The organism is Cedecea lapagei (assembly GCF_900635955.1).
Classification (GTDB): Bacteria; Pseudomonadota; Gammaproteobacteria; order Enterobacterales; family Enterobacteriaceae; genus Cedecea; species Cedecea lapagei.
On sequence record NZ_LR134201.1, the window covers coordinates 2,070,377 to 2,090,328 of the forward strand.

Annotated in this window: 16 protein-coding genes and 2 pseudogenes; 9 read left to right on the forward strand and 9 right to left on the reverse strand. The window is 53.9% G+C overall.

The genetic code is table 11. The annotated features are described in order from the left end of the window. Positions 1-18 precede the first annotated feature (18 nt). Together EL098_RS10035 and EL098_RS10040 are read left to right on the forward strand one after the other, a co-directional pair. A complete protein-coding gene (locus EL098_RS10035) occupies positions 19-1,983 on the forward strand; it encodes a TonB-dependent receptor plug domain-containing protein (RefSeq protein ID WP_126356088.1) in 1,965 nt (654 codons plus the stop codon). Positions 1,984-2,250: 267 nt separating this feature from the next. Further along, a complete protein-coding gene (locus EL098_RS10040) occupies positions 2,251-4,428 on the forward strand; it encodes a TonB-dependent siderophore receptor (RefSeq protein ID WP_126356089.1) in 2,178 nt (725 codons plus the stop codon). Between the two features lie 64 nt (positions 4,429-4,492). On the opposite strand, the gene EL098_RS10045 is transcribed toward EL098_RS10040, so the two are convergent. Next, complete coding sequence (locus EL098_RS10045) at positions 4,493-4,744, reverse strand: GlsB/YeaQ/YmgE family stress response membrane protein (protein ID WP_126356090.1); 252 nt, start codon at positions 4,742-4,744, stop codon at positions 4,493-4,495. A 237-nt stretch (positions 4,745-4,981) separates the two neighbouring features. Between EL098_RS10045 and ycgR the strand changes: the two genes are divergently transcribed. Continuing rightward, entirely contained in the window at positions 4,982-5,713 is a 732-nt protein-coding gene (gene ycgR, locus EL098_RS10050) for a flagellar brake protein YcgR (protein WP_126356091.1), read from the forward strand. Here the strand turns inward: ycgR and emtA are convergent, their stop codons facing one another. Further along, positions 5,714-6,325: a membrane-bound lytic murein transglycosylase EmtA gene (gene emtA / locus EL098_RS10055; protein ID WP_126356092.1), complete on the reverse strand. Its 612-nt coding sequence runs from the start codon at positions 6,323-6,325 to the stop codon at positions 5,714-5,716. A gap of 96 nt (positions 6,326-6,421) precedes the next feature. Between emtA and ldcA the strand changes: the two genes are divergently transcribed. Both ldcA and EL098_RS10065 read left to right on the forward strand, forming a co-directional pair. Continuing rightward, the gene (ldcA, locus tag EL098_RS10060) at positions 6,422-7,333 is read left to right on the forward strand and encodes a muramoyltetrapeptide carboxypeptidase (RefSeq protein WP_126356093.1); all 912 of its coding nucleotides are present in this window, start codon (positions 6,422-6,424) and stop codon (positions 7,331-7,333) included. An 83-nt stretch (positions 7,334-7,416) separates the two neighbouring features. Next, positions 7,417-9,087 (forward strand): annotated as a pseudogene (locus tag EL098_RS10065) (potassium/proton antiporter); the annotation flags it as partial. Between the two features lie 117 nt (positions 9,088-9,204). Here the strand turns inward: EL098_RS10065 and dadX are convergent. Together dadX and EL098_RS10075 are read right to left on the reverse strand one after the other, a co-directional pair. Beyond that, positions 9,205-10,278, reverse strand: coding sequence for a catabolic alanine racemase DadX (gene dadX / locus EL098_RS10070; RefSeq protein ID WP_126356094.1), 1,074 nt, complete (start codon positions 10,276-10,278; stop codon positions 9,205-9,207). 11 nt (positions 10,279-10,289) lie between these two features. Further along, positions 10,290-11,588: a D-amino acid dehydrogenase gene (locus EL098_RS10075; protein ID WP_126356095.1), complete on the reverse strand. Its 1,299-nt coding sequence runs from the start codon at positions 11,586-11,588 to the stop codon at positions 10,290-10,292. A gap of 325 nt (positions 11,589-11,913) precedes the next feature. Here EL098_RS10075 and EL098_RS10080 point away from each other — a divergent pair, with 325 nt between their 5' ends. Next, a complete protein-coding gene (locus EL098_RS10080) occupies positions 11,914-13,446 on the forward strand; it encodes a SpoVR family protein (RefSeq protein WP_126358410.1) in 1,533 nt (510 codons plus the stop codon). Between the two features lie 59 nt (positions 13,447-13,505). Here the strand turns inward: EL098_RS10080 and fadR are convergent, their stop codons facing one another. Next, positions 13,506-14,225 (reverse strand): fatty acid metabolism transcriptional regulator FadR, encoded by a 720-nt coding sequence (gene fadR / locus EL098_RS10085; protein ID WP_126356096.1) that lies wholly within the window; start codon positions 14,223-14,225, stop codon positions 13,506-13,508. A gap of 227 nt (positions 14,226-14,452) precedes the next feature. Between fadR and nhaB the strand changes: the two genes are divergently transcribed. Together nhaB and dsbB are read left to right on the forward strand one after the other, a co-directional pair. Next, positions 14,453-16,018, forward strand: a complete 1,566-nt coding sequence (gene nhaB / locus EL098_RS10090) for a sodium/proton antiporter NhaB (protein ID WP_126356097.1) — start codon at positions 14,453-14,455, stop codon at positions 16,016-16,018. A gap of 145 nt (positions 16,019-16,163) precedes the next feature. After that, a complete protein-coding gene (gene dsbB / locus EL098_RS10095; protein ID WP_126356098.1) occupies positions 16,164-16,694 on the forward strand; it encodes a disulfide bond formation protein DsbB in 531 nt (176 codons plus the stop codon). A 51-nt stretch (positions 16,695-16,745) separates the two neighbouring features. On the opposite strand, the pseudogene EL098_RS10100 reads toward dsbB, so the two are convergent. From EL098_RS10100 to EL098_RS10110, 3 genes and pseudogenes are all read right to left on the reverse strand, one after another. Next, positions 16,746-16,984, reverse strand: a pseudogene (locus EL098_RS10100) (putative hemolysin). Positions 16,985-17,008: 24 nt separating this feature from the next. After that, a complete protein-coding gene (gene ymcF, locus EL098_RS23860) occupies positions 17,009-17,221 on the reverse strand; it encodes a cold shock small protein YmcF (protein WP_126358411.1) in 213 nt (70 codons plus the stop codon). Positions 17,222-17,544: 323 nt separating this feature from the next. After that, on the reverse strand, positions 17,545-18,735 hold the full coding sequence (locus tag EL098_RS10110) for a tail fiber domain-containing protein (RefSeq protein WP_126356099.1): 1,191 nt from the start codon (positions 18,733-18,735) through the stop codon (positions 17,545-17,547). 152 nt (positions 18,736-18,887) lie between these two features. Here EL098_RS10110 and cor point away from each other — a divergent pair, with 152 nt between their 5' ends. Then, entirely contained in the window at positions 18,888-19,124 is a 237-nt protein-coding gene (gene cor / locus EL098_RS10115; protein WP_126356100.1) for a phage exclusion lipoprotein Cor, read from the forward strand. A 54-nt stretch (positions 19,125-19,178) separates the two neighbouring features. On the opposite strand, the gene EL098_RS10120 is transcribed toward cor, so the two are convergent. Then, positions 19,179-19,853, reverse strand: coding sequence for a hypothetical protein (locus EL098_RS10120; protein WP_126356101.1), 675 nt, complete (start codon positions 19,851-19,853; stop codon positions 19,179-19,181). Positions 19,854-19,952: the final 99 nt, after the last annotated feature.

Consider the following 19,952-nt stretch of genomic DNA (forward strand, 5'->3'; position numbering starts at 1 on the left):
CCACCAGGGAAGAAACAAATGAAACCAGGAATAAGCTATCTTTGTGCCTCCATGTCGCTGGCGCTGGCACAGCCGGCACTCGGCGATCGGGAAACGGACAGCATGACGGTCTGGTCAAGCCCGGTCTCTGCCACCACCGATATCCTCGGCCAGGAGACGATGGAAAAGCTGGATAAAAAGAATGTCGCAGAAGCTCTGGCAACCGTACCCGGCGTTACGCTACAAAAAACAGGTAACCGGAACGAGCGCCAGGTCAAAGTGCGAGGTTTTGACAGCCGCCAGGTGCCTGTTTTTCTCGACGGCGTTCCCATCTATGTTCCCTACGACGGAAACTTCGATTTAGGCCGTATTTTAACCTCTGATACGGCCACTCTCGAGGTGTCGAAAGACTACTCCTCCCTGCTACAGGGGCCAAACCAGATGGGCGGATCCATCAATATTACCACCCAAAAACCCGGTCAACCGCTGGCAGGACGGCTGGGCTATCGCCAGGGCTGGAGCCGTGGCAACGCCAATGCACAAGAGATGCACTCATCTTTAGGCATCAGTAATGACCTGGGATTTGTTCAGCTTAGCGGCAGCAGATTAAAACAAGACTACCTCGGCCTGCCGCACGGCGTCGGCAGCGCTGCAATCGGGGATAGCGGCAGGATGATTAACTCAGCGGCCAAGGATAGCAACGGCGTAATGAAAATCGGATTTACGCCCCGGGCTAACGACGAGTACACCTTTACTTATATTAATCAGGACGGTGAAAAAGAGAGCCCGCCTTATGCCGGCTCCCTGCAGGCGCCTCGCTACTGGCAGTGGCCGCAGTATGACAAAGAGAGCTATTACTATCAGGGCACAACGCATTTAGGCGAACGTTTCACGCTAAAAAGCCGTCTCTATCACGACAGTTTTAAAAATACGCTGCTGCTACACAACACGCTGAAAGATTTGCAGAGACAGAGTGGAAGCTACAGCCACTACGCGGACTTCAGCACCGGCGGCGGCATACAACTCTCGGCGGAGGTAGGTAAAAGCGATCTCCTCTCCTTTGCCGTTAACTGGAAAAATGACACACACAGGGAGAAAGGCGCTCCGGCCGCACCGTACGATCGCTATCGGGATCGTACCTGGTCCATTGCCAGCGAATATCAGTGGGCGGCGACCCGGAATATGGACATCGTCAGCGGCATAAGTTACGACTGGCGCGACAGCGTTCAGGGAATGAAACATGAAAAAAATGGCAGCCTGACCTTCTATGAAAACAACAGTCGAATGGCATTTAACTGGCAGGTTTTGGCCCGATATCATTTTGACGTTCAGGATACACTCTCATTTGCACTGTCTGACCGCACCCGATTCCCTACGCTCAAGGAGCGGTATACCACCTCCAGGCCAGCAATGAACCAAATCGCGCTGGTTAACCCTCAGCTTAAACCGGAGCGGGCACAAAACGTGGCCCTGACCTGGAGCGGGCAGATCAACAACGACTGGCGCTATGAAACCAGCGTCTGGTACAACCGCATCAGCGACGCCATTTTGTCAAAATCCATCAGCGATGAGTTAATCCAGAACCAGAATAGCGGGCGTATTGACTACAGCGGGATAGATGCAGGCATTAACGGCAGCCCATTTAGCGCGCTCGACGTGGGGATCGGCTATGGCCTTATTCACGCTGAGGTTAAATCCGGAGAGGTGGGTAAAGTGACGGGTCAGCCAACCCAGACCCTGCTGTCATGGCTGACGCTCAGGCCGCGGGACGCCCTGAGTATCACCCTGTCGGAAGAGGCACGCACAGCCAGCTACAGCAGCAGCAGCGGTAAACAGAAAGCTGCGGGATTCGCCGTTACGCATCTGCGGGTGGACTATGATGTGGGTCATGGGGTTAGCGTTAACGCCTCGGTGAACAACCTGTTCGACAGCAAGTATGCCTACAGTGAAGGATTTATTGAGGAAGGCCGTAATCTGTGGGCCGGTATCGACTATAAGTTTTGATCCTGAGTCAATCCCCTGCCGAGAGGTGTACCGCAGGGGAATCTCCAACACCGACACTCGCCAGAACCATTTCACTCGCAACAGCCCCATGAAATCATTAGTTATTTCATGGGCTTTTACGCATAAAAATCACCAGCTCGCTTGATCATGCAAATAATAACGATAATAATTCGCATTCGAAATCGCATACAGAAATTGCGTTTTCCCGTCGCAGGCCGACGGAGGACTTCCATCAGGATGATGACCTCGATACTTCCGGACAAAAAAATGATCAAGGCTTTTACCGTAAGGCGCTCCGCTTTACTCTGCGCGCTTGCCCTCATCGCCCCTGTTTGTGCATCGGCTGAAGAAACGCTGACCGTCAGCGCCAGACCTGTCGATACAGCAACCTCACCCACAATGGGTTACACCGCCACCACCACCCGGGGCGCAACAAAAACCGACGAACCGTTGATAACCACCGGGCAAAGCATTTCCGTCGTGACCCGGCAACAAATGGAAGACCAGGGCGCACAGACGATTAACGGCGCGCTGAACTATACTCCTGGCGTGTTTACCGGCTTCTCCGGCGGCGCAACGCGCTACGATACCGTTGCGCTTCGCGGCTTTCACGGTGGTGACGTAAATAACATCTTCCTTGATGGCCTGCGCCTGATGAGCGATGCGGGCAGCTTTAACGTTGTGCAGGTCGATCCCTGGTTCCTGGAGCGACTCGATATTATTAAAGGCCCTTCTTCCGCGCTCTACGGCCAGACCGTGCCGGGCGGCCTGGTGATGGAAACCTCTAAACGTCCACAGTTTGTGGAAGAAGGCCACGTGCAGGCGATGTACGGCAACCACAATACCAACGGCACGGCGTTTGATTACACCAACGCGATTAATGACCAGTGGGCATTTCGTCTCACCGGCCTGACCAAAAATAGCGATACCCAGTATGAAAACACGCGCGACGAGCGCTACGCCCTCTCGCCTTCTCTGCTGTGGCAGCCAGATGACGCAACCTCCCTGCTGCTGAGAGCTTACCTGGAAAAAGATCCGTCCGGCGGCTACCACGGTTCGGTTCCGGGCGACGGCAGCCTTTACACCACGACAGGACGCAAGCTTGATACAGGCTTCTCTGACGTGCAGCCGGGCGATGACGCTTTCAAACGCCACCAGCAAATCTACAGCTACGAATTTGCTCACGCCTTCGACGATATCTGGTCTTTCCGCTCGAACGCCAGCTATACCCACTCTAACGTGGCGCTGCGTCAGGCCTATCAAATTGGCTGGGCAGATGACGCGCATAACGAACTTTCACGCTATTACAGCGGCGAAAACTCCTCGCTGGATGGCTGGGCTATCGACAACCAGCTTGAAGCCGACTTTGCTACCGGCGAACTCCAGCATAAAGTGGTGCTTGGCGGTGAATATCACCGGTTTACTAACAACCTGACTGACGGAACCGGCTACACCACTAACCTGAATCCGTGGACCGGTGTTTCCGGCGGCACAGGCGGTTACTACTATTACGACCCTCGCGACACCAGCTACCAGACTATCAATCAGGGATTGCTGATCAAGGCTGGCCGCCGCCAGTACGAGCAAACCGGGGCTTATCTGCAGGATGAGATGAAATGGGACCGCTGGCATATGACGCTGTCTGGCCGCTACGACCATCTGGTCACCAAAAGCCATCTGGTGGCGACTGCAATCGACAGCGACGTGACGGACAACCGTACGGACAACCACTTTAGCGGCCGCGCTTCCCTGCTGTACGCCTTTGATAACGGCATTTCTCCGTATGTCAGCTACAGTCAGGCCGTTACGCCGCAGGTGCTATCCGATGCCGAAGGCAAGCTGCTGAAACCCACCACGGCCGAACAGTACGAAGCCGGGGTAAAATACCAGCCTGCGGGCACCAGCGATTTGTATAGCGCCGCCGTTTACGATCTGACCCAGAAAGACGTGGGTAACCGTAACGTTCAGGGCGGATATTTCGAACCTGCGGGCAAAGTGCATTCCCAGGGACTTGAGCTGGAAGCGCGTACCCAGCTGACACCACGCCTGTCGACAATCGCCAGCTATACCCTCAACCGCGTGCGCTACAAAGATGCGATCGACGGCAACGAAGGCAACACCCCGTACGTAACACCTAATCAGATGGCGAGCCTGTGGAGTACCTTCAAAGCCGATTTCGGCATCAGCCTGGGCGCGGGCATTCGCTACATCGGCCAACAGTGGGCCGACAACGAAAACACCCTGCGGGTCCCATCCGCAACGCTGCTGGATGCCATGGTTAGGGCAGATATGGGCGCATGGACGCCGTCGCTGAAAGGCGCGTTTGTTCAGCTCAATGCGACAAACCTGACGGGCCGTGACTATGTGGCGGGCTGCTACGGTAAAGGTTATTGCTACTGGGGGGCGGAACGCTCGGTTATTGCGACCGTGGGATACGATTTCTAATCTTGTCGCTAAACGCTAAAGGTAAAAACGGCCCCGAGGGGCCGTTTTTGTAATGAATGACTGCTTAGCGTCGTACCATCCTGAAAATCGCCAGCACAATAATGGCGCCAACCACCGCCACAAAAAAACTTGGCCAGTTAAAGCCGGTTACCGGTCCGCCAAGGTGCAAGGCCGTTGCCACCCAGCCACCTACCACCGCACCCACGATCCCCAGGATACAGGTGAGGATAATACCGCCGCCGTCTTTGCCAGGCATAATCAGCTTAGCCACCACACCCGCGATAAGACCAAAAATAATCCAGGCCAGGATACCCATTTTAGAACGTCCTCTTCTACATTGTGAGCTTTAGCAGGCTCGCCCCGGCGCCATCTGTGCCCCGGTCAGCGGCCTACTGTCAAAAAGAGTATAGTTCGCTTGCGGAAAAACGTGATGAATCTCACCTGGTTATGGTCATTTTCAGGAAAAAAAATTCCAAAATTTGTCTTAAGGTTTGTCCGGTTTTGCCGATACACTTCGCTACCACAAGCTGAAAATACAACAAGGACTTGAGCCTTGAGTCACTATAACGAGCAGTTCCTGAAGCAGTCTCCTCTGGCAGTATTAGGTGTTTTACGCGACTTACACAAACAGCAGGTTCCTGTCAGGCTGGCATGGCCAAACGGGCAGTTCATCAGCAAAATTCTTGAGGTCTCTGCGGAGCGTCTGGTGCTGGACTTCGGCAGCCAGTCGCAGGAAAACCTCTCCGTGCAGAAGGCAACACACATTGAATTCATCGCGGAAACTCAGGGAGCAAAAGTAGAGTTATCTTTACCCGGCCTGACAGCGACGGAATACCAAAATCTGCCGGCGTTTACCACGCCGCTGCCATTCTCATTGTGGTTCGTGCAGCGTCGGGAATATTTTCGTATTACCACCCCGACACAGCCGCAGTATTACTGCCGTACTAAGCTGGCAGAGGGTTCTGATTTCGCTTTCCGTCTCTGCGACCTGTCGCTCGGTGGAATGGGGGCATTGGTTGACGGGGCGCTACCTCCGGGCCTGGCGACGGGCCAGCGGTTCGGGCGCGTAGAGATGGATCTCGTCGAATGGGGCAAGTTTTACTTTGATATGCAGCTGGTGATGATTTCCGAGCGCAAAGTGGTGGACAGCAAAAATGAGACCATCTCAACGCCGCGGTTAAGCTTCCGCTTCTTAAACGTTAATCCGGCGGTAGAACGCGAACTGCAAAAAATTATTTTCTCGCTGGAGCGGTCAGCCCGGGAAAAGGCCAACCGCGTAAAATAATCAAATAGCGTTCATGGCTCGCGTTACCTTGTAGAGGTAGCGCGGTGCCTGCGGTGCTGGATGGTTGGTTGCAATATGCTGGTAAAACTCCTCCGGACTCAGGCGATTTATCTTGTCTATCGCTTCCTGGCGATCCGAGTCAAAGGTCCTTAGCAAAGCGCCCGCGCCATTCACGTAAGAGACAATCAGTGCATATTGCATCACCTGCGGATCGTTAATCCCTCGCAAAATACCGTGCTCAAGAATACTCAGGTAGGCCGTCCCAATATCGATATTACGCGCCGGATCTCTCAGCTCACTGTTTGACGGCTGACCGCTAAACCCCTGGTTACGATAGACCTCTTTCCCTGCGGTGGAAGCTTTAATCTGCATCAATCCAATAGCGTTCGAGGCGCTGACCAGCTGCGGATTGCCGCCGGACTCGACGGCGATGATTGCGGTTATTAACCGCGGGCTAACGCCCCACTGCTGCCCGGACTGCTCGGTGATCGGCATCCAGGTCAGCGCTCTCTGGGTTGGAATAGTAGGATCCCACGGCGCCTGCTGCTGGGGAGAATGGCTGGAACAGCCGGCCAGAAATAGCACCAGAACGATAAATCCTCTTAATTTCACGCATCTACCCTTATTGATGTGGTTCGCCACAACGGCGAATGACAAGCGCTCTCGATAACGGCATGATAACCAATTCATATTCTGCAAGGAAATGCCATGTCTCTGATTCATTTAATTGCCCCGTCAGGCTACTGCGTTAACCAGCAGGCAGCCGCCAGGGGCATCCGCCGACTGGAACAATACGGGCATCAAGTGGTTAATCAGCAGGCGGTGGCAAGGCGTTTCCAGCGTTTTGCCGGGACGGACAGCGAACGGCTGGCGGAGATAAATCATCTGGCAACGCTGCCGTCGGAAATCGATATCGTGCTCGCGGTTCGCGGCGGCTATGGGGTAAGCCGACTGCTGGAGGAGATTGACTTCTCACGTCTCGGCGCAGCGCTGCGAGCTCGCCCGCAAATCATCTGCGGCCACAGCGACTTTACCGCTTTCCAGCTGGGCCTGCTGGCGCAGTGCGGTACAATCACCTTCAGCGGCCCAATGCTCGCCGGAAATTTTGGTGCCGAAGAGCAGGATGAGTTTACCTGGCGCCACTTTTGGCAGGCAATCAGTGAACCGGAGTTCACCGTCAGCTGGAAATCTGACGCCGCGGCAGTGCGCGCCAGCGGAACGGTATGGGGCGGCAATCTTGCCATGCTGATTTCACTGGTTGGTACGCCGTGGCTGCCGCCGATTGAGGGCGGCATTCTGGTGGTCGAGGATATTAATGAGCACCCGTTCCGCGTCGAGCGCATGCTGCTGCAGCTTTATCACGCAGGCATCCTGTCGCGCCAGAAGGCGATTGTTTTAGGCAGTTTTAACGGCACAACGACGACAGATTACGATGCAGGATATACTTTTGAAGAGATGAGCAAGATTCTGCAGCAGCGTCTGAATATCCCCATCCTTTCAGGCCTGCCGTTTGGTCACGAACCACAAACCGTGACCCTGCCTCTCGGCGCGTTTGGCGAACTCGAGCATGACGGCGAGACGGCCCGCTTAACCTTAAGCGGCCACCCGACGCTTCGCTAAAGAAGCGGGCTTTAAGCGCCTTTTTTGGCCGTTTAGCCTGCAGGTTAGATGTTAAAATTCCACAACATAGCGAAAGGAGATGAATGATTTTGGACGCAGGGGCGATAGTCAGTCTGTTTATTTTGGGTTCCGTACTGGTAACTTGCAGTATCTTATTAAGTTCTTTCTCCTCTCGTCTGGGCATTCCCATTCTGGTTATCTTTTTGGCTATCGGTATGCTGGCCGGCATCGACGGCCTTGGCGGTATCCCGTTTGATAATTACCCCTTTGCTTATCTGATCAGTAACCTGGCGCTGGCGGTCATCCTCCTTGACGGCGGAATGCGCACCCAGGCCAGCTCCTTTCGCGTCGCGCTTGGCCCTGCGCTTTCGCTGGCCACCGTTGGGGTATTAATTACCTCCGGCCTCACCGGCGTTGCCGCGGCGTGGTTATTCAACCTTAATCTCATTGATGGCTTGCTTATCGGCGCCATCGTCGGCTCAACCGACGCCGCGGCGGTCTTTTCGCTTCTCGGCGGCAAAGGCCTTAACGAACGCGTAGGCGCGACGCTTGAAATTGAGTCAGGCAGCAATGACCCGATGGCTGTATTTCTCACCATTACGCTGATTGAGATGATTCAGCAGCACCAGACCGGCCTGAGCTGGATGTTCCTGGTGCATATCATTCAGCAGTTCGGCCTGGGGATCATGCTTGGTCTCGGCGGCGGCTATCTGCTGCTGCAAATGATCAACCGTATCACCCTGCCTCAGGGGCTCTACCCGATGCTGGCCCTGAGCGGCGGCATTATGGTGTTTGGCGTGACCACGGCGCTGGACGGCAGCGGCATTCTGGCGGTTTATCTGTGCGGCTTCGTGATGGGCAATCGCCCAATTCGCAACCGCTTTGGTATTTTACAAACCTTCGACGGACTCGCGTGGATGGCGCAGATCGGCATGTTCCTGGTGCTGGGCCTGCTGGTAAATCCCTCCGATCTGCTGCCGATCGCGGTTCCCGCGCTGCTGCTTTCGGCATGGATGATCTTCTTTGCTCGTCCGCTGTCCATTTTCGCTGGCCTGCTGCCATTCCGCGGCTTTAACCTGCGCGAGCGCGTGTTTATCAGTTGGGTTGGCCTGCGCGGCGCCGTGCCGATCATTCTGGCAGTCTTCCCGATGATGGCCGGGCTGGACAACGCCCGCCTGTTCTTCAACGTCGCCTTCTTTGTCGTGCTGGTTTCCCTGCTGCTTCAGGGCACCTCTCTCGGCTGGGCGGCAAAAAAAGCCAAAGTCGTGGTACCGCCCGTTGGCTGGCCCGTTTCTCGCGTAGGCCTGGATATCCATCCTGATAACCCATGGGAACAGTTCGTCTACCAGCTGAGCGAGGAGAAATGGTGTGTGGGGGCGGCCCTGCGTGACCTGCATATGCCGAAAGAGACACGCATTGCGGCGCTGTTCCGCGATAACGTGCTGCTGCACCCAACGGGAAGCACTCGCCTGCGTGAGGGCGATGTGCTCTGCGTTATTGGTCGCGAACGTGACCTGCCTGCGCTGGGCAAACTGTTCAGCCAGTCGCCGCCGGTAGACCTGGATCAGCGTTTCTTTGGCGATTTTATTCTCGAAGCCAGCGCCCAGTTTTCGGACGTGGCGACCATTTACGGTCTTTCGCTAAATGAAGACGTTGATACCCAGCAATCGCTCGGCGACTTTGTGCTGGGTATGCTCGGCGGTGCGCCGGTTGTCGGCGATCAGGTGGAGTTTGCCGGGATGATTTGGACGGTGGCGGAGAAAGAGGACAACCTGGTTCGTAAGATCGGGGTTCGCGTAGCCGAAGAAGAAGAGGAGTAGCTTCTCCTCACTCCAACCCTCTCCCCTGCGGGGAGAGGGGCAGAAAAAGGGTTACTGGCTCACCACCACCGGCACTCTTGGCGCTAACGCACACATGAGCTCATAGCCCACCGTGCCGGCAGCGCTGGCAACATCATCAATTTTGACGTTCTGACCCCATAGCTCTACCGGGCTACCGATACCCGCCTGCGGGCACGGCGTCAGGTCGACGGTTATCATGTCCATCGACACCTTCCCCACCACACGGCTCATCACGCCGTCCACCATCACCGGCGTACCGTCCGGAGCGATGCGCGGGTAACCATCGGCATAACCCCCGGCCACGATACCAATACGCTGTTCGCCGCTGGCTCTGTAGCGGCTACCATAGCCCACCGTATCGCCCGCTTTTAGATTCTGGATACCAATAATCTGGCTGCCTAAGGTCATTACCGGCCGTATCCCGCTGGTCGCGACATCCTGCCACAGCCCGCTTGGGGAGGCGCCGTACAGGATGATGCCCGGACGAACCCAGTCAAAATGGGCTTCCGGATGCCATAAAGTCGCTGCAGAGTTTGACAGCGAGCGCGGAGCATCAATACCCTCTGCGGCTTGCTCAATGTGTTTCATCGGCTCAGCGATGCCCTCAGGCAGCTCGGCGTCGGCAAAATGTGCCATCAGGGTAAGTTGACCCACATTACGTATCTCACGCAGTTTCTGCCAGATGCTGTGCACACGGTCGGGCGTAAAGCCCAGCCGGTTCATCCCGCTGTTAATTTTGAGATAAACATCCAGCGGTGAGCTGAGCTTTGCGTTCGCCAGCGCTTTAACCTGCCAGTTGCTGTGCAGGCTGGTAGTAAGACGGTACTTATCAAACAGCGCCAGCTCATCGGCGTGGAAAAAACCTTCCAGCATCAGGATCGGCCCCTTCCAGCCGCGTTCACGCAGCAAAATGGCCTCTTCAAGATTGAGCATCGCGAAGCCATCCGTCGCGCTAAGCGCCGACCAGACGCGGTCAAGGCCGTGGCCGTAGGCATTGGCCTTAACAACCGACCACACGCGAGAATGCGGTGCGGCTCTGCGCACCACATCGAGATTATTGCGCAGCGCAGTGAGATCCAGCGTCGCTATGACAGGACGGGACATGACGGCTCCTTTTAGTTATGTGCGCCGTGAAGCTGACGGGCGCTCAGCGGCGTGAAACCCTCAGCATAGCGGGCAATACCTAAATCTTCGCTCGGTATCGCCGGAGTGCGCCCGGAGATCAGGTCGCTCAGCATCTGGCCTGAGCCACAGGCCATGGTCCAGCCCAGCGTGCCGTGCCCGGTATTCAGCCAGAGATTTTTGAATGGCGTACGCCCCACAATCGGCGTCCCGTCTGGCGTCATTGGGCGCAGGCCGGTCCAGAATGTGGCCTGCTCTACGTGCCCACCGCGCGGATAGAGATCCCGCACAACCATCTCAAGGGTTTCACGGCGCGGCTGTAACAGGTCGGTATTAAAGCCGACGATTTCCGCCATTCCACCAACGCGTATGCGGCTATCGAAGCGGGTAATGGCAATTTTATAGGTCTCGTCGAGAATGGTTGAGACCGGCGCCCCCTGCTCGTCTGCAATTGGGATGGTCAGCGAGTAGCCTTTTAAGGGATAGACCGGAATATCGGCGATGCCCTTTAGCAGGCCGGTAGAATAGGAGCCAAAAGCAACGACATAGGCATCGCCCTTAACCACTTCCTGGCCGCACTGCACGCCGCTGATTTGCTGATTTTCGTACAGCAGACGATCGACCGGCGTATTGAAGCGAAACTCAACGCCCGCCTCCGCCGCCATCCGCGCCAGATTTTGGGTAAACAGCTGGCAGTCGCCGGTTTCATCGTTGGGTAGACGCAGCCCGCCGGTAAGTTTATGCGCAACGTCAGCCAGCGCCGGCTCCACGCGATTAAGCTGGCTGGCCTCCAGAAGTTCATACGGCACGCCAGCCTCTTTCAGCACTGCGATATCCTTTGCCGCGCTCTCATACTGCTGGGCGGTGCGGAACAGCTGCAAAGTCCCGCCCTGCCGTCCTTCATACTGAATACCGATGGCGTGGCGCAGCTCTTTCAGGCAATCACGGCTGTATTCGGCGAGCCGCACCATGCGCCCCTTGTTTTCCATGTAGTGGCGGGTATCGCAGTTGCGAAGCATCTGCCACATCCACTTTAGCTGGAACTGCGTGCCGTCGAGGCTAATGGCCAGCGGCGCATGGCGCTGGAACATCCACTTGATGGCTTTTAGCGGCACGCCCGGAGCCGCCCACGGCGCCGCATAGCCCGGTGAGATCTGCCCGGCGTTGGCGGCGCTGGTTTCCTGCGCCGGCCCTGATTCGCGATCGATAACGGTGACTTCATGCCCGGCCTGACGTAAATACCAGGCGCTCGCTACGCCAACGACACCACTTCCCAGCACCACAACACGCATATCTGCTCCGCATTTAGCTAAAAGAATAATATTCTGATTACATATTGATAACTCAGTTGAATATGTTATTCAACATACGGCTTTATTATGGTGACAAAACTCACAGACTTGCCCGCCAGCGCTGGCACGGGATAATTAGCATCTCCTGTACGGGAAAGCATGTTTACCAGGATAAAATCCCGCAATGCAAACAAAAACCCGGCCATCAGGATCGATAAATCGCGAAGAAAAAATTTTACTTGTCGGCGCTATCTTTCAGGAGTTGTCTATTCTTGAAAGTGAGGCTTTCCATCCAGAGAAAGTTGAAAACAATGAGGGCGCGCTGATGGCTACCGTTACTGATTTCGCCACAAAGGATCCCAACCGTCTGAGCGACGGACCCGACTGGACGTTTGAGCTACTGGACACCTACCTGGCCGAGATTGACCGGGTGGCAAAGCTCTACAGGCTGGACACCTATCCCCACCAGATCGAGGTGATTACCTCAGAGCAGATGATGGATGCCTACTCCAGCGTCGGGATGCCGATTAACTATCCGCACTGGTCGTTTGGTAAAAAGTTCATCGAGACCGAGCGCCTCTACAAGCACGGCCAGCAGGGGCTGGCGTATGAAATCGTCATCAACTCCAATCCTTGTATCGCCTATTTGATGGAGGAGAACACCATCACCATGCAGGCGCTGGTTATCGCTCATGCCTGCTACGGCCATAACTCCTTCTTTAAAAACAACTACCTGTTCCGTAGCTGGACAGACGCCAGCTCGATCATTGACTACCTGATTTTCGCTAAAAACTACATCACCCAGTGCGAAGAACGCTATGGCGTTGATGAGGTGGAGCGCCTGCTGGACTCATGCCACGCGCTGATGAACTACGGCGTGGACCGCTACAAACGCCCGCAGAAGATCTCGCTGCAGGAGGAGAAAGCACGCCAGAAAAGCCGTGAAGAGTATCTGCAAAGCCAGGTGAATACGCTGTGGCGCACGCTGCCGCGCAGGGAAGAGGAAAAAACGGCGGAGTCCGCCCACCGCTTCCCCTCTGAACCGCAGGAAAATCTGCTCTATTTTATGGAGAAAAACGCTCCGCTGCTGGAGCCATGGCAGCGCGAAGTCCTGCGCATCGTGCGGAAGGTCAGCCAGTATTTTTATCCGCAAAAACAAACTCAGGTGATGAATGAAGGCTGGGCGACATTCTGGCATTACACCATTCTTAATCATCTGTATGACGAGGGAAAGGTCAGCGACCGCTTTATGCTGGAGTTTCTCCATAGCCATACAAACGTGGTGTTTCAGCCGCCGTATAACAGCCCGTGGTATAACGGCATTAACCCTTACGCCCTTGGCTTCGCGATGTTCCAGGACATTAAGCGCATCTGCCAGTCGCCCACTGAAGAAGACCGCTACTGGTTCCCGGATATTGCCGGGAAAGACTGGCTGGAGACCCTGCATTTCGCCATGCGCGACTTCAAGGATGAGAGCTTTATCAGCCAGTTCCTGTCCCCCAAGCTGATGCGGGACTTCCGTCTGTTCACCGTGCTGGATGACGACCGCAATAATTATCTGGAAATTTCGGCCATCCATAACGAAGAGGGCTACCGGGAAATACGCGCTCAACTGTCCGCCCAGTACAACCTGAGCAACCTGGAGCCGAACATTCAGGTCTGGGATGTGGATCTGCGGGGAGATCGCTCATTAACGCTGCGCTATATTCCGCACAACCGTGCACCGTTGGATAAAGGCCGCCGTGAGGTGCTCAAGCACGTGCATCGCCTGTGGGGATTCGACGTTATTCTGGAGCAGCAAAACATGGACGGCAGCGTCGAGCTGCTGGAGCGTTGCCCGCAGAAAAATTCGCTTTAACGCTCAGTGTCAGAGCAAAAAAAACGCTTCCCTGGGGAAGCGTTTTCTCTTTCACGAGATTAACGACTGTGCATCGCTAAATCACCGGGCAGGTTTTTCTGCATACGGTGCCAGATCTCGCCGCTCTCGCGGCCGTAATTACGCACGGTATCAAAGACCTGATCGTAAACACCCTGCTGGCAAATCTCCGCCAGCCGATGGTAAAAGCCAAGCGCCAGGCTACGGGCTTCAGGGTTTGAAAAATAGTGACGCCCGATGCGGGTGTACAGCCCTTTCATACCGTTAAGGATAAGACCATAAATCGGGTTACCTGACGCAAACGCCAGACCGCGGAAAATGTTGTAATCCAGCTCGGCGAAGGCATCCGCATGGTCTTCAACCCTGGCGGCGGTAGCCAGCACTTCCTGCGCTTTTTCCGGATACTGACGAATCGCCGTGCGGATAAATATCGTTGAGATATTGGTACGCACAGAGAGCAGATTATCAATCAGCTGCGGCACGCTATCGTGATCCAGACGCGCCAGCGTTTCCAGGATGTTTAAGCCGGACGTTTCCCAGAAATTGTTAACGCGGGTTGGTTTCCCGTGCTGGATAGTCAACCAGCCGTCGCGAGCAAGACGCTGAAGCACTTCACGTAGTGTGGTTCGCGTAACGCCAATCAGTTCTGACAATTCGCGCTCGGCCGGCAGGATAGAGCCCGGCGGAAAACGACTGTTCCAGATACTTTCTATAATATACTCTTCCGCGAAACCCGCTGGGCTCTGCGCCTTAATGACCATAGTAAGATTTCCATTACTCAGGTTTTGCAAATTGGACTCATCATACCAGATGCCATGCACGCCAGATAGCGGGGGCGACGTGCAAATGCGGGATCGGCGTTGAATTTTGACGATAAATGCCGTAACTCAGAATTTCCTGCGGCTTGATCGCGCGAGTCTTATACGAGTACCCTGCAGGGTTATATTTTAAACATCAACATAATACAACGGATAATGGTAATTATACGATGGAAATGTCCTCTGGGCGGGCGCTGTACCGCAATTTTTTGGGTCAATCCCCTGACTGGTACAAGCTAACGCTGATTCTCTTTTTAGTGGTTAATCCGCTGGTCTTCTGGTTTGTCAGCCCGTTTGTCGCGGGCTGGATGCTGGTCGTTGAGTTCATCTTCGCCCTGGCCATGGCGCTGAAGTGCTACCCGCTATTGCCGGGCGGCCTGCTGGCCATTGAGGCCGTGCTGGTGGGGATGACCAACCCCGACCACGTTCGCGCCGAGATCGCCTCTAACCTTGAAGTTCTGCTGCTGCTGATGTTCATGGTGGCCGGGATTTACTTCATGAAGCAGCTGTTGCTGCTGCTCTTTACCCGGCTGCTGCTGGGCATTCGCTCCAAGACCGCGCTCTCGCTGGCCTTTTGCGTCGCCGCTGCGTTTCTGTCCGCGTTTCTTGATGCCCTGACCGTGGTTGCCGTTGTCATCAGCGTTGCCGTTGGGTTCTACAGCATCTACCACCGCGTGGTCTCTGAAGCCCAGGATGACAGCAACCTTCAGGACGATAGCCGCATTCAAACGGACAGCCGGGAGATCCTTGAGCAATTCCGGGCTTTCCTGCGCAGCCTGATGATGCATGCGGGTGTAGGTACTGCGCTCGGCGGGGTGATGACCATGGTCGGCGAACCACAAAACCTGATTATTGCTAAAAATGCCGGCTGGCACTTCGGTGATTTCTTTCTGCGGATGATGCCGGTGACGGTACCGGTGCTGATTTGCGGCCTGCTAACCTGCGTGCTGCTGGAGCGTTTTAAAGTGTTTGGCTACGGGCAAACGCTGCCGGAAAAAGTGCGCGGTATCCTGCACGACTTTGACGCCCGAAGCGCAAACAAGCGAACCAGACAAGACAAGATGAAGCTGCTGATCCAGGCGCTGATCGGCGTCTGGCTGATTATCGCTCTGGCTTTACACCTCGCAGAAGTCGGCCTCATTGGGCTGACGGTGATTATTCTCGCCACCTCGCTGTGCGGCGTGACGGACGAGCACGCCATCGGCAAAGCGTTTACCGAAGCGCTACCGTTCACCGCCCTGCTCACCGTTTTCTTCACCATCGTGGCGGTGATCATCGACCAGCATCTGTTTAGCCCGATAATCCAGTATGTCCTGAATGCCTCTCCGCACGCTCAGCTGTCGCTGTTTTATATCTTTAACGGCCTGCTGTCTTCCATCTCGGATAATGTCTTTGTCGGGACCGTTTATATTAACGAAGCGAAAACTGCGCTGCAGAGTGGCGCGATTGATATGAAGCAGTTTGAGCTGTTGGCGGTAGCGATCAATACCGGGACAAACCTTCCCTCCGTAGCGACACCTAACGGTCAGGCGGCATTCCTGTTCCTGCTAACGTCTGCGCTGGCGCCGCTGATTCGTCTCTCATACGGAAGGATGGTGATCATGGCTCTCCCTTACACTTTAGTTCTGACGCTTGTGGGGCTGCTGTGCGTGGAATACACGTTGACGCCGGCCACCGAATGGATGCTTGCCAGCGGCTGGTTAATCACGCCGGACACTCTGGCTGCGCCGCATTAAGGTAATTTGACGAGAAATGAGCTTCCCGTTACAAATTTTTTCCTTATAAACATCCGATTAGTACGTTATTTTCGTCTGCGCTAGTGGCGCATAAAAGGAATTGGTTTACACTGCCGATTCTACGCATGCTGCAGGGAAACTGATTATGTTGCGATATTTAAACCAATGCTCTCTTGGGCGCACCGCCTGGCTGCTTCTGGCCTTTACGGCGTTTGCACTTGAGATGGTAGCGTTGTGGTTTCAGCACGTTATGGGGCTGAAACCTTGTGTGATGTGTATTTATGAACGTTGCGCGCTGTTTGGCGTGATGGGCGCAGGCCTGGTCGGCGCCATTGCGCCTAAAAGTCCGCTGCGCTATGGCGCGCTGGCAATCTGGTTGTACAGCGCAGGGAAAGGCGTTCAGCTGGCATGGGAACATACCATGCTGCAGCTGCATCCTTCCCCGTTCGTGACCTGTGATTTCTTTGCCCGTTTTCCGAGCTGGTTGCCGCTGGACAAATGGCTGCCTCAGGTCTTCGTGGCGAGCGGTGACTGCTCCGTGCGCCAGTGGGAATTCCTGTCGCTGGATATGGTGCAGTGGCTGCTCGGGATCTTCGTCGTCTTCCTGGTTATTGCGGTGCTGGTGCTGATTGCTCAGTTCTTCAAGCCTAAGCGTCGCGATCTGTTTGGCCGCTAAGTTAGCGAGCTCCGTAGACAAATAACCCACCTCTCGGTGGGTTATTTTTTTTCAGGAGTGATCGCGACGGTACAGCGTCCATTCGTCGATTCGTTCTCCTCCGGGCAGCAAACAGTCACCCCTCTCGCCCTGCGGCGATTTCACAATGATGGATTTACCGCCTTTTTCCTCGCAGTAAACCGAAGCGGGTTAGCCATTCCCATGCTGTGCGGTGGCTTCGGGGCTTCACGCTCTGCGGTCGCACAGCCGCTAAGCAGCAGTATGCCCATAATAGTCGAAACTTTTTTCATTTTTCCTCCTTTAAAGAAGGGAGCTTAACAGCACGGCTGGGAAGAAGCCAAAGGCTGCTGCGCCAGCGGGTTAAAACCGGCGAAAGTCACATTCAGCGGACGATGAGCAGAAACCTGCATTGCGGATTTGCAAAAGATACAGACTGCGCCATGGGGATTTGATTCTCGGACATCGTAGGGGGAAGTGCGATACTGCGATCCGCCGCATGACGGACACTGGAATTGTAAATTCAGGATAAATCTCTCTTATTTTGGTTATTGAAAATCCATCCTATCACAGAATTAGTTATAAGAAGGATTTATTTTTATCCTCACCGCTTACCGAAGCGTAAAGCTCTAGTCAGCCCACTCAGGCTTGTTGAGGATAGGCCACCACAGGAAGCTGATGCGGTCTGATGTTGGTTGAAAGTAGGAGCAAAGCAATGCATTAGCGCAAGACGAATCGACGCCATCCGTGGTTTTGAGTTGTTTTGCGCTAATTTTTTGCCCCATGGATGCCCCACACCCATCTCGATGCGCGGGGAGGCATCACAAACCGAAAATCTTGGCTGGCTGATGATTTATTTTTTCCCTGACAGCTCGTCAATTCTCTGCTGCTGTAGCTTTACAGTCTCGTTAAGCTCTTTGATCGCTTCAACGCACAGCGCGATAACGCCGGAGTACTCGACTGTATAACTGCGCTTGCTGTCATCACGTTTATGAATGAGTCGACGCACAGTGACGGTTTCACCATCCGCGTTTTCTTCCTCCACATCCTCGTAGATATCGTGATCATCGAAAACCGAACCTACGCACTCTGGCAGCACCTTTAAAAGAGCGTCAGCTAACACGCCAGCGGATGGCATGCCCGTATCGTTCAGAACGTAAGTCACCCCGTCCAGTTCACTGACCTTGTCCAGTGCTGATGTGATTTTTTCAATCTTATCTTTTTTATCTGCGTCGGATGTTTGAGTGAGCGCGACACAAGTAATATTTCCCTGGCAAAAATAATTGCCGTTAGCGTCAAATGTATTGAATTTTGCCGTTCCGTTTACGCCGACGTTTAAATTAATACCGCCATTGCTCTGGTATATCCTCGCAAAAGTTACATTGTTCCCTTGGCCTGCCTGGAAATCTAGCGAGTAGAACCACCCTTGAGAGGAGTCGGAAGATCGGAGTGTCATTCCTTTGGCTTCATTTGTAATGCCGCCGGTAACAGAGCCACCGCTTTTTCCGTCCAGAGAGTTAAGCTGCTTGTTTGTTATCCCCATACCCGTTCTGGCATCTTCTGGTGTCTTACCTCCAGTACCCCCTTGAGCAACGCTGAGCGCTGTAGTCAGACCGGTGAGAGAAGTGATGTCGCTGTTGTTGCCTTTCTTCGCCAGGGACTTCTGGCCCGGTACAGTAACCTGCTGCCCGTTGATCGTGATAGTCACGTCACCGCTGGCATTCATCACGTCAGCGAAGCCACTCATATACCGCTGATACATCGTGAATGTTTCGGCAATGCTCTGCGCGAGCCCGTCAACGCTCAGGCTATCGCTAAGCAGAATCGAATAGCGCGTTCCTGCCGGCAGCGCCGGGTTCGCAGCTGGCGTTACAGTCAACTGCGTGGCGCTGTCGATAGATGTTATTTGTAGAACCTGCACCGGCGTTGACATTGCAATGAGCGTGCAGCCGACGCGAATGAGCGAGCCCGGCGCTGTGAAGTTAGTGCCGGTGCCGGTAACTGTGTTTCCGTTTACTGCGATTGTGCCAGTCGTATAAATCATGTTTTCTCCGGGTATAGATTAGCTCCCCTGCCTTTTCTGGTAGGGGTTATGTTTATTTGTTTACAAAACCAGCGTGGCGTGTAATTTACCAGCCATAGAAAAGCAATCGTATTTTCTTTGGTTATCAAAACCATCATGAAAGGAATTAATAAATGAAATTATTCAAATCACTATCCCTTGCCTCTGTAATTGCTTTATCTGGTTGCGCCGGAATTATCGAAAAGCAAGATCCAGTATGTACTGCTCAGGCAAATATTGGAGGTTCGGACTCAACCGTACAAATTTACGGCGTAAGAAAGATTGCCAGCCAGACTGAATATAAAGCTGGATATCCTTTCAACTGGAAGTGGGTAAGCGCATCAGGCTTCAAAAGTAGCACATGCAAATAATCAAATTTCATGTTCAAATTTGTAATAATCAAATCCGGTTATTGATGGGGTAAGTCAATCGTACTGAGATACGTTGACAGCGGTAATGCTGTTCCAGTTACTGGAAACCCCAATCAATTCTCCCGCCCCAGAAGATGATGTCGATGATGTGACTCTGGTATTTCCATTTGCGTAAATTGCACTTGTATATGCCGATACACTTGACGGCCTTCCATTGGCGTTGTAGATGAGCTGTCCTGTCATTTCAGGAGCTATAGCCCACCTGCCTGATAAAGTTTCGTCTATAGTAATTCCACTATTGCTAGTTCCTCTTTGCCCAACAGTGATCAAGTCAGTCAGAACTTTTGTTTCATGTGTAAGTATTAGCTTTCCTGATGAATCCCATATCGCCACCCCGTACTTTGATGCTGGCATTGGCTGTGGGAATATTGCAAATATATAAACATCAAGAGAAAAAGGATGCCCTGCCATATTTGATCCGGAAACAGAGATGAATCCATTTTGCTTTGACACGGCGCACGCCACAGACCCTACTGCTGGCGCCGTTGCCAAGACAAATGGCATTATTATCATCGATGTGTCAATTTGTATGTTTTCATTGACGACATGTGACGTTCCATTTTGATGTGATGGTATAGATCGCTTTGAGTGGAGAGCCATCGGTGTTGATGATGGCGTGATAAATGGCTGTCCGCTTTCTGTGAGAAAAAAAACACCATACTCAGACATTATATCTTCTCCATGAAAACAATTAATGTAATCTCAGATGCAGAGTAATTATCAGGCCCAGCAGCGGTTGCTGGGGAGATATTTATAGAATTTACAGAT